Annotated in this window: 13 protein-coding genes; 11 read left to right on the forward strand and 2 right to left on the reverse strand. The window is 62.3% G+C overall.

Translation table 11 applies throughout. The features are described 5' to 3' along the window. Position 1: 1 nt before the first annotated feature. Positions 2 to 916 (reverse strand): branched-chain amino acid ABC transporter permease, encoded by a 915-nt coding sequence (locus C6Y62_RS09560; RefSeq protein WP_068462410.1) that lies wholly within the window; start codon positions 914 to 916, stop codon positions 2 to 4. 48 nt (positions 917 to 964) lie between these two features. Continuing rightward, a complete protein-coding gene (locus C6Y62_RS09565) occupies positions 965 to 1,207 on the reverse strand; it encodes a CDGSH iron-sulfur domain-containing protein (RefSeq protein ID WP_173953734.1) in 243 nt (80 codons plus the stop codon). 321 nt (positions 1,208 to 1,528) lie between these two features. Here C6Y62_RS09565 and C6Y62_RS09570 point away from each other — a divergent pair, with 321 nt between their 5' ends. The 11 genes from C6Y62_RS09570 to C6Y62_RS09620 all read left to right on the forward strand — a co-directional run bounded on the left by C6Y62_RS09570 (position 1,529) and on the right by C6Y62_RS09620 (position 14,370). Next, a complete protein-coding gene (locus tag C6Y62_RS09570; RefSeq protein ID WP_173953735.1) occupies positions 1,529 to 2,965 on the forward strand; it encodes a carbohydrate porin in 1,437 nt (478 codons plus the stop codon). A gap of 95 nt (positions 2,966 to 3,060) precedes the next feature. Continuing rightward, on the forward strand, positions 3,061 to 3,987 hold the full coding sequence (gene miaA / locus C6Y62_RS09575) for a tRNA (adenosine(37)-N6)-dimethylallyltransferase MiaA (protein WP_246274552.1): 927 nt from the start codon (positions 3,061 to 3,063) through the stop codon (positions 3,985 to 3,987). Between the two features lie 143 nt (positions 3,988 to 4,130). Continuing rightward, positions 4,131 to 5,897 carry an acetolactate synthase 3 large subunit gene (locus tag C6Y62_RS09580; RefSeq protein WP_068462402.1) on the forward strand — a complete coding sequence of 589 codons (1,767 nt, stop codon included), beginning with the start codon at positions 4,131 to 4,133 and terminating at the stop codon, positions 5,895 to 5,897. A gap of 50 nt (positions 5,898 to 5,947) precedes the next feature. Next, on the forward strand, positions 5,948 to 6,766 hold the full coding sequence (locus C6Y62_RS09585) for a hypothetical protein (RefSeq protein ID WP_173953737.1): 819 nt from the start codon (positions 5,948 to 5,950) through the stop codon (positions 6,764 to 6,766). Between the two features lie 5 nt (positions 6,767 to 6,771). Continuing rightward, positions 6,772 to 7,320 (forward strand): acetolactate synthase small subunit, encoded by a 549-nt coding sequence (gene ilvN / locus C6Y62_RS09590; RefSeq protein WP_068462596.1) that lies wholly within the window; start codon positions 6,772 to 6,774, stop codon positions 7,318 to 7,320. Positions 7,321 to 7,454: 134 nt separating this feature from the next. Further along, entirely contained in the window at positions 7,455 to 8,474 is a 1,020-nt protein-coding gene (ilvC, locus tag C6Y62_RS09595; protein ID WP_173953738.1) for a ketol-acid reductoisomerase, read from the forward strand. A 420-nt stretch (positions 8,475 to 8,894) separates the two neighbouring features. After that, complete coding sequence (locus C6Y62_RS09600) at positions 8,895 to 9,128, forward strand: hypothetical protein (protein WP_173953739.1); 234 nt, start codon at positions 8,895 to 8,897, stop codon at positions 9,126 to 9,128. Between the two features lie 499 nt (positions 9,129 to 9,627). After that, complete coding sequence (locus C6Y62_RS09605) at positions 9,628 to 10,374, forward strand: NUDIX hydrolase (RefSeq protein WP_173953740.1); 747 nt, start codon at positions 9,628 to 9,630, stop codon at positions 10,372 to 10,374. A 50-nt stretch (positions 10,375 to 10,424) separates the two neighbouring features. Further along, on the forward strand, positions 10,425 to 11,333 hold the full coding sequence (locus C6Y62_RS09610) for a PhzF family phenazine biosynthesis protein (protein ID WP_068462394.1): 909 nt from the start codon (positions 10,425 to 10,427) through the stop codon (positions 11,331 to 11,333). Positions 11,334 to 11,454: 121 nt separating this feature from the next. After that, positions 11,455 to 12,312, forward strand: coding sequence for a dioxygenase family protein (locus tag C6Y62_RS09615; RefSeq protein ID WP_173953741.1), 858 nt, complete (start codon positions 11,455 to 11,457; stop codon positions 12,310 to 12,312). 483 nt (positions 12,313 to 12,795) lie between these two features. Further along, positions 12,796 to 14,370: a 2-isopropylmalate synthase gene (locus tag C6Y62_RS09620; protein WP_068462392.1), complete on the forward strand. Its 1,575-nt coding sequence runs from the start codon at positions 12,796 to 12,798 to the stop codon at positions 14,368 to 14,370. Positions 14,371 to 14,471: the final 101 nt, after the last annotated feature.

Genomic DNA, 14,471 nt, shown 5'->3' on the forward strand with positions numbered 1-14,471 from the left:
CTTACACCTTCTCGACGTCCGGACGGCCAAGCAGCCCGGACGGCATAAAGATGAGCACGATGGCCAGAATGGAGAACGCGGCGACGTCTTTGTAGTCGATGGAGAAGTAAGCCGACCACATGGTCTCGATGAGGCCGATGAGCAGGCCGCCGATGACAGCGCCGGGCAGCGAGCCAATGCCGCCGAGCACCGCCGCGGTGAATGCCTTGACGCCCGGTGTGAAGCCGTCGCTGAAGCTGACGACGCCGTAGTAGCTCATGAACATCAGCCCAGCGACGGACGCCAGCGCACCGCCAATGACGAAGGTGAGCGATATGGTGCGGTCGACGTTGATGCCGAGCAGCGCGGCCATGCGCCGGTCCTGCTCGCAGGCACGCTGCGCACGACCTAACTTGGTTTTCTGCACGATGGCCCAGAAAGCGAGCAGCAGAATTGCGGTGACGATGAATATCAGCGCTTGACGTTCGGAGATGGTGACGGAGCCGTTGCCCATCGGGATCGTCATCACGTTATTCAGGATCGAAGGCGAGGCCTTGTTGCGCGGGCCCTGCGTCACCTGCACGAAGTTCAGCAGGAAGATGGCCATGCCGATGGCGGAAATGAGCGGCGCGAGGCGGAACGAACCGGCTAATGGTCGGTAGGCGATGCGCTCGATCACCCAACTCCACAGAGCGGTGAGGAACATGCCGGCGACCAGCACAATCAGCAGTGCAAGACCGATGGACGTGACACCGAGAAACTGCGTCAGCAGGATGAGCAGGATGAGGGCGATAAAGGCGGAGATCATGAAGACGTCGCCATGGGCGAAGTTGACCATGCCGATGATGCCGAACACCATCGTATAACCGATGGCGATTAGTCCGTAGATCGATCCGAGCGTGAGACCGTTGATCAACTGTTGGACGAAATATTCCATGCACCCCCCGGCAGGCCGATCATAAATTGTCCCGCATTCCCGGAACTTCTAAAGCAAAAGATGCGATCCGTCGCAGAAAGGTTGGTCGTCGGTCTGCTTGCAACCGCAAATATTGAATGTTCCGGAATAATCGACGGTGAAGCTCATGGGCTCAAAGCTGGTGCCCTGATGCGAGCCATCGCAGAACGGCTGTTGCTGAGAGCGTCCGCAGCGGCAGTAAAAATAAGGTGTTCCCGCAACCAGATCGACCTGATACGGCCCGACCAGCGCAACAATCGGTTCCTCGGCCATGGCACCCCCCCGGATTTGGCCCTGCCGCCCGCGTTCCCAGCGCCGACGATCCGTTACAGGCAACTTGCCCGCTATGTAGATGGCTAACGGCTTCGCGGCTGCACGACAAGCCCACTACTGAGTGCATGCGGCCAAACAAGGCGCAAATTCGCGTGTGCTGGCGTGCCCCTGTGGACACAGAGGTTTTCAAAGTGGGCCGATCTGCGGTCCGATGATTGATGTTACTGCAGTTTGGCGGGGGCACGCGGCAATTGCGTAGCAGAATCGTGGCAAGCGCATGCAGGATGGGCCGCTTGTAGCGGATTGCCCTGAGGACTGCGGATGGCGGTTGGCGAAACCCTCGCGTGCATTGAGCGTGCAGGCGCGCTTTGCGTACGCGCGCCTATAGGTTTCGTTGTTGCCCAAATACTCATCATTCTGATGGTGTGTGTTGCGCCTCCTGATGCGTATGCGCAGACGGCGGAGCAGGAAGCAGACCGTATTCCCGGGCTGCCGGAGCCCTCCATCGCGGTGAACTTTCCGCGTGAATTCGGCGATCCGGCCGGTGTGCGCTCAGCCCTGGCGGGGCGGGGCGTGACGTTCGCGGTCAATTACATTGGTGAAGTGTTGGGCAACCCGACCGGCGGCGTTGCGCAGGGCACATTTTACGATGGCCGTCTTGAATTTGCGCTGACCGCTGATCTGGAGAAAACGATCGGCTGGCGTGGCCTGAGCTTCTTTGCCAACGTCTATCAGATCCACGGGCGCAGTATCACGGCGAACAATCTCGGCGTGCTGATGCCGGTGAGCTTCATTGAGGCGCTGCCGTCGACGCGTTTGTTCGAACTGTGGCTGGAGCAGCAACTGCTGGAGGACAAACTTACCTTCCGGTTCGGACAGCTCGCCGCCGATTCCGAATTTATGATCAGCCACGGTTCCAGCGCTTTTCTGAATGGAAGCTGGGGCTGGCCATCCATCGCGGGTATCAATCTACCAAATGGCGGCCCCGCATATCCAATGGCGTCGCCCGGCATGCGGCTGGCATTCACGCCTAACGATCAGCTCAGTCTTAAACTCGCAATGTATTCGGGCAATCCTGCGGGCGACTGTGATTCCGATCTTCCGCAGCAATGCAATCCATACGGCCTGAGCTTTCCGATCAACATGCCGCTGGTATTTGCCGAGATGGCCGTGCGCTACAACCAGGGCGACGGAGAATTGCCGGGCACGGTGAAATTCGGTCTTTGGCGCTACTTCGGTAATTTTGAGGAAAGTGCGGTGGGCAGCGCCGGCCTGCCGATCGGCCTGGAGCCAATCCCGGGCATGATGACGGAACACGATCGCGCTTACTACGCGGTGTGGGACCAGATGATCTATCGCGTGCCGGGCAAGGGCGACCCTAAAGGCATCGGCGTTTTTGGACGTTTGATCACCTCACCGTCAGAAGGCAATATGGTGAGCTTCTACGCTGAAGCAGGCGTAACGTTTTTGGGCCTGCTGGCTGCGCGGCCTAATGACATGCTGGGAATTGGCATCGCCTACACCGGCATTTCTTCGCAGATCATCGATTATGCGCGCGAGACCTCGCTGCCGGTGACGCCGAGCTTTGAGGCGATGCTGGAGATCAGCTATACGGCGGAGATCATGCCGGGGCTGACGTTGCAACCGGATTTCCAGTATTTCTGGAACCCCGGTGGTCACGTTGCTTTTCCGGACGACCTGGATAGAGCGGTGCCGAACGCAGCGGTGTTCGGATTGCGCAGCACCATACATTATTAGCCCATTGTTTAGCGTGGTGCGGCGGTCAATCTCTGCCATCCACCGGTTGCCCGCTGAGCACCCAATGCCCGGCCCATGTCATGCAAGGATCTGATTTGCTAGCTGTCATCCTCATCGCCGGCCCAACCGCCAGCGGCAAATCCGGCCTGGCGCTGCGACTGGCCGAAGAGCTTGGCGGCATGGTCATCAATGCCGATGCGATGCAGGTCTACCGCGAACTGCGGGTGCTGACAGCGCGCCCCGACGCTGAGGCCGAGGCGCGCGTTCCGCATGCGCTTTATGGAACCGTTGCCGCCGCCGATGCCTATTCCGCCGGGCGCTACGTGAGCGATGTGACGGACGCACTGGAGCAGGCACGTCAGCGCGGCCTGAGGCCGATCATCGCTGGCGGCACGGGCCTCTACCTCAAGGCGCTGACGGACGGACTGTCGCCCATTCCGCCGATTGATGATGAGGTGCGGACGCATTGGCGCGCCGAGGCCGCGGATCATGGCGCGCGCCATCTGCATGGGGTGCTTGCAGCACGCGATCCGGAAATGGCGATGCGTCTGGCGCCCGGCGACACGCAGCGGATCGTGCGTGCGCTTGAGGTTCTGGACAGCACCGGGCGCTCATTGGCCGAATGGCAGCGTCTGCCCGGCGAGCCGCTGCTGCGGGAGACGAAAACCGTGCGGCTACTGGTTGCGCCGGAACGGGAGGAACTGGTGCGCCGGATCGACCGTCGCTTCGACGGCATGGTGGGCGAGGGCGCGCTCGAGGAGGTCCAGCAACTCGACGCGCTGGGGCTCGATCCGGCGTTGCCGCTGATGGGGGCGCTGGGCGTGCGCCCGTTCCGCCGTCATCTGGCGGGAGAGATCAGCCTGGAGGCGGCGATCGAGGCGAGCAAGATCGAGACCCGGCAGTATGCCAAACGGCAGGTCACGTGGTCGCGGCGTAATATGAGTTCGTGGAAGCGGCTCGACGCGCAACAAATGGAATGTTCCGTCGGTCAAATCATGCATTTTGTTCAAAACGCCGATTGACCCGGTTGCTCCGGCTCCCTAGTTTCCGCACCCAAAGCATTGATCCCGCGATGGACATCCGCGCGCCGCTGTCAGGGCTGAGCCTTGTTTCGGCCTGATAGGCGGTTTGGATGTCCGATGCGGCACAGGGCAGGTGAGAAGCAATGGCACGGACGATGACGGGCGCGGAAATGGTTTTGGCGGCGCTCGCGGACCATGGCGTGGAGCATATCTTCGGCTATCCGGGCGGCGCTGTGCTGCCGATCTATGATGAGCTGTTCCAGCAGGAGAAGGTCAAGCACATCCTGGTGCGCCAGGAAGGTGGCGCGCTGCACGCGGCTGAGGGCTATGCGCGTTCAACCGGCAAGGTTGGCGTTGCGCTTGTGACCTCCGGCCCCGGCGCGACCAATGCCGTGACCGGCCTGACCGACGCGTTGATGGATTCAATTCCGCTGGTGTGCATCACCGGGCAGGTGCCGACGCATCTGATCGGCAACGATGCGTTCCAGGAGTGCGATACCGTTGGCATCACGCGGCCGTGCACCAAGCACAACTGGCTGGTGAAGAGCGTCGACGATCTGGCGCGCATTCTGCACGAGGCGTTCTACATCGCGAAGGCAGGGCGTCCCGGTCCGGTGGTGATCGACATCCCGAAGGACGTGCAGTTCGCAACCGGCAATTACGTCGGTCCGTCCAACATCGCTCACAAGACCTACAAGCCGCGCGTGAAGCCGGAGCAGATGGGCGTGCGCGAAGCGGTGGAGCTGATGGCGACGGCGAAGCGTCCCATCTTCTACACCGGCGGCGGCGTCATCAATTCCGGTCCGAAGGCCAGCCAGCTGCTGCGCGAGCTTGTGCGCCTGACGGGCTTCCCGATCACGTCGACGCTGATGGGTCTGGGCGCTTATCCCGCATCCGACAAGCAGTGGCTGGGTATGCTGGGCATGCACGGCACCTATGAAGCCAACATGACCATGCACGACTGCGACGTGATGGTGGCGGTTGGTGCGCGCTTCGACGACCGCATCACCGGCCGCCTCGATGCGTTCTCGCCCGGTTCGCGCAAGATCCAGATCGATATCGATCCGTCATCGATCAACAAGAACGTGAAGGTCGATATCCCGATCGTCGGCGATGTTGCCTACACGCTTGAGGACATGCTGCGCATCTGGAAGTCGAAGGCACCGCAGCTCGACAAGGCGGCGCACAAGGCGTGGTGGAAGCAGATCGATCAGTGGCGGGCGCGTAAATCGCTCAGCTACAAGAACTCCAACGACGTGATCATGCCGCAGTACGCGATCCAGCGTCTGTTCGAGCTGACCAAGGACCGCGATTCCTACATCACGACCGAAGTTGGTCAGCACCAGATGTGGGCGGCGCAGTTCTATCACTTCGATGAGCCGAACCGCTGGATGACGTCTGGCGGTCTGGGCACGATGGGCTATGGTCTGCCGGCGGCAATCGGTGCGCAGCTAGCGCATCCCAAGTCGCTGGTGATCGACATCGCGGGCGACGCTTCGATCCTGATGAACATTCAGGAAGCCTCGACGGCGGTGCAGTACGATCTGCCGGTGAAGGTGTTCATCCTGAACAACCAGTACATGGGCATGGTGCGCCAGTGGCAGCAGCTGCTGCATGGCAACCGCCTGTCGCATAGCTATACAGAAAGCCTGCCAGACTTCGTGAAGCTGGCGGAAGCCTATGGCTGGACCGGCATGCAGTGCGATCATCCGGCCGATCTGGACGACGCCATTCGTGCGATGATCGACACCAAGGGTCCGGTGATTTTCGATTGCCGCGTGGCCAATCTCGCCAACTGCTTCCCGATGATCCCGTCGGGCAAGGCCCATAACGAGATGCTGCTGGGCGAAGATGTTTCCGACGAGGATGTCGGCAACGCGATCAGCGAAGAAGGCAAGGTACTTGTCTGATGCAGACAGCGGAGCAACAGGCTGAACGCGCAGTAGCGACGAGGTGGTGGATGATGGCGTTGTGTCGTCCGCGCCTCCGCGCGTGCGCGGGCCTGTGCGCCGCTGTCGTCTTCGGGCTGATGGTCGTTCCGGCAACGGTTGTTGCGCAGGACAAGCCAGCCGCCGCAGACAAGACAATCGAAGCTGAAGCGACGGAGCCAGAAGCTGCAAAGTCGGAAACCGTAAAGCCCGAGACGACGAAGTCGGACGCGGGTGACGCTGCCTCTGCACCGGACGCGGCCAAGGCCAAGGCCGTTACGGGTGATGCAGCCAAGGCGGGCGACGAAACGGCTGAAAACGACGAGGCGCCGAAGCCCGACTGGGATCAGGTTGCCAACATCAAGGAAGCTGCAACGCGACTGGCGCAGATCCAGCGGACGCAGGGCGCCAGCGGCGCCTTCACGTTCATCGATGCGTGTTACCGCACGCACCGGCTGTCGTCGGCGTATACGCGGGCGTTCGAAGCCTGCATTGCGCAGGATTATCTGGAAACGCAGATCCTCTCGCTGGTCTATTCGCGCATGCCGCCGGAAGTGCTGCAGCGGATGAACGCGCCGTCGCCCGATATGCTGGCGGGCACGATGCTGCGCCGGGTTAGCGCGGCGTTCGGTCAGTACAAGTTGTCGAAGGAGCAGGTGGCCGAGTTCAAGCGCAACATTGATGCGCATGGCTTCCCGATCATGTTCACCGCGCTGTTCCCGAATACACCCGTTCCCCAGGTGCCGCAGGCCATTCCGGGGGGCGACACGTCAAATGACGGGCCCGATAACGGGGCGAGCAAGCCCGACACATCGCCAACGCCCGACAAAGCAAAGCCAGAAAAACCATGACGAACATGTCGAAGCTTCCTTCAAAGAGCCATTACGTTGGACCGGGCGCCGCGCAGGCCGTGGTGTCGCGCACGCTGTCGATCATCGTCGACAACGAGCCGGGCGTGCTGGCGCGGGTGATCGGCCTGTTCTCCGGGCGTGGCTACAACATCGACAGCCTGACGGTTACAGAGACCGAGCACGAGAAGCATCTGTCGCGCATCACCATCGTGACGCTGGGCACGCCCGACGTGATCGTGCAGATCAAGCATCAGCTTGAGCGGCTGGTGCCGGTGCACCGGGTGCGCGACCTGACTGCTGAAGGCGTGGCTCTCGAGCGCGAGCTGGCGCTGGTTAAGGTTGTCGGCAAGGGCGACAAGCGCATCGAGGCGCTGCGCATAGCCGAGATCTTCCGCGCCAAGGTGGTGGACACCTCGACCGAGCATTTCGTGTTCGAAATCACCGGCAAGCCGTCCAAGCTGGAAGAGTTCATCCAGATCATGACGGAGCTGGGGCTGGTCGAAGTGTCGCGCACCGGTATCGCCGCCATTGGCCGCGGGCCTGCGAGCAGCTAAAGGAGCAATCCGAAATTCCAGTTCGCCGCCATTGCCCTCACAAGGGCTGTGACTGCGGGCGCCCCGCCTGAACCGCTGCCGCGTGCAGCCGATACAATACAAGCAAGCTAAAGCTGAAACCAATAGAGGAAGCCATGCGCGTCTATTACGATCGTGATGCCGACACCAATCTCATCAAGGGCAAGAAGGTTGCGATTGTCGGTTACGGCTCCCAGGGCCGCGCACACGCGCTGAACCTGAAGGATTCCGGCGCCAAGGAAATCGCCATCGGTCTGAAGGCCGGTTCGACGACCGCCAAGAAGGTTGAGGCCGACGGCCTGAAGGTGATGTCGGTTGCCGACGCCGCCAAGTGGGCTGACGTCATTATGATGGCAACGCCGGACGAGCTGCAGGCCGACATCTACAAGAGCGAAATCGCTGACAACATCCGCGACGGCGCTGCGATCGCTTTCGCCCATGGCCTCAACGTACACTTCGGCCTGATCGAGCCGAAGAGCACCGTCGACGTCATCATGATTGCGCCGAAGGGCCCCGGCCACACCGTGCGCGGCGAATACCAGAAGGGCGGCGGCGTGCCGTGCCTGATCGCTGTGCATCAGGATGCTTCGGGCAACGCCCACGACATCGCGCTGTCCTATGCTTCGGGCGTTGGTGGCGGCCGCTCCGGCATCATCGAAACCAACTTCCGCGAGGAATGCGAAACCGACCTGTTCGGCGAGCAGGCTGTTCTGTGCGGCGGCCTGGTCGAGCTGATCCGCGCTGGCTTCGAGACGCTGGTAGAAGCCGGTTATGCGCCGGAAATGGCCTACTTCGAGTGTCTGCACGAAGTGAAGCTGATCGTCGACCTGATCTATCAGGGCGGCATCGCCAACATGAACTACTCGATCTCCAACACCGCCGAGTGGGGCGAGTATGTTTCGGGTCCGCGCATCATCACGCCGGAAACGAAGGCTGAGATGAAGCGTGTGCTGAGCGACATCCAGACCGGCCGTTTCACGTCCGAGTGGATGCAGGAATACAAGTCCGGCGCTGCCCGCTTCAAGGCAACCCGCCGCCTGGCCGACGAGCATCCGATCGAGGAGATCGGCAGCAAGCTTCGCGATATGATGCCGTGGATCAAGGCCGGCGCGCTGGTCGACAAGGCACGCAACTGATCGCGTAAAGTCGCGTCTCCGTTTTACGGGGCACACCATCAGAAGGAGCGGCATCGGCCGCTCCTTTTTTGTTGGCTTTTTTGCACCGGCGACACCCCTCCGGGGAGCCGGCCGCCGGTGATTGTCCTTTCGCACCGGCGACACCCCTCCGGGGAGCCGGCCGCCGGTGATTGTCCTTTCGCACCGGCGACACCCCTCCGGGGCGCCGGCCGCCGGTGATTGTCCTTTCGCATCGGCGACACCCCTCCGGGGAGCCGGCCGCCGGTGCAGTGGAAAGCCGTGCGGGACGGAACCAAACTTCGCGTGCTGATAAATGGTGCTAGCGGCGCAGATGCAACTGCATGGCCAGTGCAATTGGCGCATACTGATACGCGCCCACATGGATGGGGCGATGATCATCAATCAGGGGAGTGTCAGAGGATGTTGCGTGTTCTGAGTTTGATGGCTGTTGCCGCTGTGGTTGCCATGTCACCGATAGCGCTGACGGCAAACAATGCAGAAGCTTCGGCCAAGACGAAGCAGACCAAGATCTGCAAGCACAAGACATCGAGCGGCAAGATCAAGACGTGGCGTTGCCGGGCCGACCAGCCATGCTGCTCGGCGGAGATGATCAACTATTACACGTGCGGATCGACGACACTCGGTTGCCTCTGATGCGGCCTGCGCCCGCGTTGAAGAATTGCGTGCCGCGCTAAGCAGAGGAAAACGGACGGCGGAGAAGCGGGGACCTCCACCGTCCGCTCCCAGCGGCATCGCGGATCGTGATGCCGCCGGATACCGAAGCATTTGCATCCATCCGTGCGGTCGCGGTGTAGCCGGTTTCAGTGCTGCCATTGCGAGATGACATCACGCCGGTTGGGCGATTGACGGACGCAAACTCCGCGGCGCATGCACTGTCCGAAAAAGATCGGCTGGAACGAACAAACGTCTGCGCCACAGGCGGCGCAAGACCCGTGCAAAGTTTCCTCGGCACCCCCTTGCCCCACGCGTCAACTTCACTCCTTGATCGTGGACGGAGCGTGGTTTGTTCGGGGCGAAACTAAGATTTCCGGCTGTTCAACCGCGTGCGCGCGAATTTATGCGAGATTTACGCCGTAGACAGACAGTGTGCTCATGGGATGCATGCGGATGAATGGCAGCGGAGCACGGAAAAATGGCGGCGCCGATGATCGATTCGCACCGTATCGCTTCCTACGGTCAGGCGGTGCCAGGGTGGGTTGACGTCGCCGCGTGCCGACTTCCGGTTGAGCCGTTTGACTGGGCGATTGCGCGCGACGGCGAGATGATTGACGCGCATTGGCAGCGCTGCCGCGCGGAGACGCCGGGGCTGTTCAATGGCGAGACGTATCTGTTGCGTGATCTGCGCATTGAGGATGGCGCGCTGTCGGCCAGCATGTTCCGAACTGATTTCAAGTCGCTGCTGTACTGGCGATCGCTGGGTTCTCCGCTGCCCGCGCGTGAAGCGTTTGGCGCTGCGCTGCTGCGCTCAGCCGAGGGACATGTGCTGCTGGGTCGGCAGGGGCCTGGGCAGCTCCATTCGGGACTGATTTATCCACCCAGCGGCGTGCTGTGTGACGCCGACATCAACGGCGCGGGCGAGACCGACATTGACGCCAGCGCGGCGCGCGAGCTGCACGAGGAGACCGGCCTTGGCCCAAGCGCGCTGCAGCGGATGCCCGGCTATCGGATTGCGATCACGGGCGCGGAGGTGGCGATTGCCATTGAGTGGCGCAGTGCGCTGCCGGCGGTGGAGCTGCGCCAGCGCATCCTCGATTTCATCGCGCGCGAGGAAGCGCCCGAACTGGATGACGTCGTGATCGTTACATCCATCGATGCTATCGACGCCGAAGTGATGCCTGCCCATGCGAGGCTGCTGCTGCAAAGTGTTTTGTCGGCTTGACCGGGGCGAGGTTTTCAGCAGAACTGCGGCCGACAATGGGGATGGATTGAATGGCGCTGCCGCTGCACACGCTGGATGTTTTTACTGATCGCCGCTTCGCGGGTAATCCGCTGGCCGTGATCCGGGAAGCCGATGGGCTGAGCACCGCCCAGATGCAGGCCATCAGCCGCGAGCTCAATCTCTCCGAGACGGTGTTTGTGCTGAAGCCACAGAACCCGGCACATTCGGCGCGCATTCGCATCTTTACGCCCAATCGGGAACTGCCGTTTGCGGGGCATCCGACACTCGGCGCCGCGATCCTGCTGGCGCAGCTTCGTAACGGCTCCGCCGATGGCGACGGCGATGCGCTGACTGTGCTGGAAGAAGAGATCGGCATCGTTCGGGTTGGCGTTCGCATGCGCGCCGGTGAAGCGCCCTATGCCGAATTCGACGCGCCGAAGCTGCCCGAGCCGGCGCCTGCGCCAGCGCGCGACCGGATCGCTGACGCGGTGGGGCTGCTGCCGCGCGAGATCGGCTTTGAGAACCACACGCCGCAGTGTCTGGCGGCCGGCAATGCGTTTGTGTTCGTGCCGGTGGCGAACCGTGAAGCGCTGGACCGCGCGCGTATCGAGCGCGCAGAGTGGGCGCGGGTGTTTCCGGTTGAGACCTACGGCGGTGTGTATCTGTACACGCGCGAATGCATGCATACGGCATCGGCATTCCACGCCCGCATGTTCGCGCCCGCGCTCGGCGTTGATGAAGATCCGGCGACCGGTTCGGCGGCGGTGTGCTTTGCGCGCGCGGTGCACGACCTCGATGGCCTGCCCGATGGCACCCATCGCCGCCAGATCGAGCAGGGCTATCTGATGGGCCGCCCCAGCCTTATTACGCTGACGCTTGTGGTGGCGGGCGGCCGGCTTGAGACCGTGCGCATCGGCGGTGCAGCGGTGCGGGTGATCGACGGGCACATTGCCGTCTGAGGACCGTGCATCTGTCGCAGATGGCGTGGCGACGGGTTTCAAGGATAGCCGCCGTTCTCCGGTGAAGTTTTGTCCGGGCGTATATGTCCGGGCCGAAAAAGCTTCTGGGGAACCATCGAATATGTCCGACAGCGCAGACGAACAGGCGCATGACCACGATCACGGGTTGCGGCACGATCTGATGCAGATCAGCCGACGGCGGGCGCTTGGGCTGCTGGGTGCGGCCGGCGTCACGACTGCACTGGCCGGTTGCGATGGTCCGTTTTTCGAGCGTGCGGAAGCCGATGTGATCGGCACCGGCGCGAATGGCGCCGAGTGCGTTGCCCATCCGGCCGAGACCGCCGGTCCGTTTCCCGCCGATGGCTCGAACAGCGCCCACGGCACGCTGGCCAACGTGCTGGACAAGAGCGGCATCGTACGCGCCGACATGCGCACCAATCTCGATCCGCAGCAGCCGGCCGCCGAGGGCGCTCCGATCGAGCTGACGGTCGAGATTGTGGACGTGGCCAACCGCTGCCGCCCTCTGGAGGGCTATGCGATCTACGTGTGGCACTGCGATGCCGCGGGCCGGTATTCGATTTATGACCTGCCCGAGACCAGCTATCTGCGCGCTGTGGGCGTCACGGATGCGAACGGAGCGGTGACGTTCACCAGCATTTTCCCCGGCTGCTATCGCGGGCGTTTTCCGCACATCCACTTCGAGATTTATCCGAGCCTCGAAAAGGCGACGAGCTATGAAAACCGTATCCTGACATCCCAGCTCGCAATGCCGGAGAATCTGTGCGGCGAGGTTTATGCGGCATCGGACGTCTATCGCGAGAGCGTGCCGAACTATGAGGGTATTCCGCTGGCGAAGGACGGCATCTTCGCCAACAACACGCCGCGTCAGCTGGCGGCCCAGACGCCGGTAATGGAAGCGGACGGTGCTGGCGGCTATCGCGGCAAGGTCGTCATCGGGCTGAAGTCGTCGGCGGGGTAGGCGGTGGAGCACGGCGGCAGCGCGGGCGCCCGCGCGTTGCTGCATGTTGCGGGCAGGGCAGAGCTTCGGATTGGCGGCGGTGCGCCCGTATGTGCAGGGCGCTCCAATCCACGCGTTGCTGGCGACGTTCTGAGAGCCTGTTCCGCGAGGACTTTCGGGCAGCGTTTCGTTTACAATGTTCGCAACATCGGCGGCGTGGGCGCGCGCGGGATCGGTTGCATGAGACTAGTCAGCGCCGCGATGATGGTTTAATAAACCGCTATGCGCCAGAACTCGGTCATTGATGGCATTCGATTTTTCCGCACGGAGCCCCTCCGTGGCGGCCGGTCGGCGCGCCTGCTTCAGCTTCCGATCCTCCTTAGCAACCCCTGAGCTGTCACGGTTCCGGTGCCGCCGGAATGTGCTCAGGGGATGAAAAGTCGAGCGAGCTGATGGTACAACGCCGCCCGTTGCCGGGCCGGCCCCTTTCGAAAGAATGACCTTATGACCACTGATCCTAGCACCGCCGCCGCTGAGGGTTCCGAAGGCGACCGCGTCATCATTTTTGACACGACGCTGCGCGATGGCGAGCAGTGCCCCGGCGCCACGATGACGTTCGAGGAAAAGCTGGAGGTCGCCGACTGCCTCGACGAGATGGGCGTCGACATCATTGAAGCCGGATTTCCGATTGCGTCCGAGGGCGACTTCGAGGCCGTAACCGCGATTGCGAAGCGCGTGCAGAACGCGACCATCGCCGGCCTCGCGCGCGCCATCAACGCCGACATCGACCGCGCCGGTGAAGCTGTGAAGCACGCGCGCCGTGGACGCATCCATACGTTCGTCTCGACATCGCCGATCCACCTGGCGCACCAGATGCGCAAGACGGAAGCGGAGGTGCTGGAGATCATCACCGCGACGGTCGCGCGGGCACGCAACCTGGTTGAGGATGTCGAGTGGAGCGCGATGGACGCGACCCGCACCGGCATCGATTACCTGTGCCAGTGCGTCGATGCCGCGATCAAGGCCGGAGCGACCACCATCAACCTGCCGGACACGGTGGGCTATGCGACGCCGGATGAATACGCCGAAATGTTCCGTCAGGTGCGCGAACGTGTGCCGGGCTCCGACAAGGCCGTGTTCTCCACCCATTGCCATAACGATCTGGGCCTCGCGGTTGCCAACTCGCTGGCGGCACTGGGCGCAGGCGCACGCCAGATCGAATGCACCATCAACGGCATCGGCGAGCGTGCGGGCAATGCGGCGCTGGAAGAGATCGTGATGGCGATCCGGACCCGTCGCGACAAGCTGCGCTATGACACCGGCATCGAAAGCACGATGCTGGCTCGGGCGTCGAAGCTGGTGTCGGCGGTGACGAATTTCCCAGTGCAGTACAACAAGGCCATCGTTGGCCGCAACGCGTTCGCGCACGAGAGCGGCATCCATCAGGACGGCATCCTGAAACATCAGCAGACGTATGAAATCATGACGCCGGAATCGGTTGGCGTCGGCAAGACGTCGCTGGTGATGGGCAAGCACTCGGGCCGCAACGCGTTCCGCTCCAAGCTGAAGGAACTGGGCTACGACCTGGGCGAGAATGCATTCGAGGATGCGTTCGTGCGCTTCAAGAGCCTGGCCGACCGCAAGAAGCATGTTTACGACGAGGACATCGAAGCGCTGGTCGATCAGGGCATCGCCCACATGCATGACCGCATGAAGGTGGTGTCGCTGACGGTGATCGCCGGCAACATGGGTCCGCAGACGGCGACGCTGACGCTGGATATCGACGGCGCGCAGCATACGGTGCAGGCGACGGGCAACGGACCTGTTGATGCAACCTTTAACGCTATCAAGATGCTGGTGCCGCACGAGGTGAAGCTGGACCTCTATCAGGTGCACGCCGTGACCGAAGGCACCGACGCGCAGGCGGAAGTGTCGGTGCGGCTGGAGGAAGGTGAGCGCATGGTTACCGGCAGAGGCGCTGACACCGACACCATGGTTGCCTCGGCACGGGCCTATCTGGCGGCGCTCAACAAGCTGATGGTGAAGCGGCAGAAAATGGCTCACGTGCAGCAGATCTGAAGCGTGACCACACTTTGACACCGGGCGCCGTTGCGATCGAATTGCTGCGGCGCCCGCTTTATTGCCGGACAAGGCCAAGGCAGTTGTCTTTGAAATCGGCT

Source organism: Hyphomicrobium sulfonivorans (assembly GCF_013306565.1).
Taxonomy (GTDB): domain Bacteria; phylum Pseudomonadota; class Alphaproteobacteria; order Rhizobiales; family Hyphomicrobiaceae; genus Hyphomicrobium_A; species Hyphomicrobium_A sulfonivorans.

Excerpts from the sequence above, each read along its gene's own strand:
- C6Y62_RS09600 (WP_173953739.1), top strand. The coding sequence starts at position 8,895 with ATGTTGCGTGTTCTGAGTTTGATGGCTGTTGCCGCTGTGGTTGCCATG.
- C6Y62_RS09605 (WP_173953740.1), top strand. The coding sequence starts at position 9,628 with ATGGCGGCGCCGATGATCGATTCGCACCGTATCGCTTCCTACGGTCAG.
- C6Y62_RS09585 (WP_173953737.1), top strand. The coding sequence starts at position 5,948 with ATGATGGCGTTGTGTCGTCCGCGCCTCCGCGCGTGCGCGGGCCTGTGC.
- C6Y62_RS09610 (WP_068462394.1), top strand. The coding sequence starts at position 10,425 with ATGGCGCTGCCGCTGCACACGCTGGATGTTTTTACTGATCGCCGCTTC.
- C6Y62_RS09620 (WP_068462392.1), top strand. The coding sequence starts at position 12,796 with ATGACCACTGATCCTAGCACCGCCGCCGCTGAGGGTTCCGAAGGCGAC.
- C6Y62_RS09565 (WP_173953734.1), bottom strand. The coding sequence starts at position 1,207 with ATGGCCGAGGAACCGATTGTTGCGCTGGTCGGGCCGTATCAGGTCGAT.
- C6Y62_RS09580 (WP_068462402.1), top strand. The coding sequence starts at position 4,131 with ATGGCACGGACGATGACGGGCGCGGAAATGGTTTTGGCGGCGCTCGCG.
- ilvN (WP_068462596.1), top strand. The coding sequence starts at position 6,772 with ATGTCGAAGCTTCCTTCAAAGAGCCATTACGTTGGACCGGGCGCCGCG.
- C6Y62_RS09560 (WP_068462410.1), bottom strand. The coding sequence starts at position 916 with ATGGAATATTTCGTCCAACAGTTGATCAACGGTCTCACGCTCGGATCG.
- C6Y62_RS09570 (WP_173953735.1), top strand. The coding sequence starts at position 1,529 with ATGGCGGTTGGCGAAACCCTCGCGTGCATTGAGCGTGCAGGCGCGCTT.
- ilvC (WP_173953738.1), top strand. The coding sequence starts at position 7,455 with ATGCGCGTCTATTACGATCGTGATGCCGACACCAATCTCATCAAGGGC.
- C6Y62_RS09615 (WP_173953741.1), top strand. The coding sequence starts at position 11,455 with ATGTCCGACAGCGCAGACGAACAGGCGCATGACCACGATCACGGGTTG.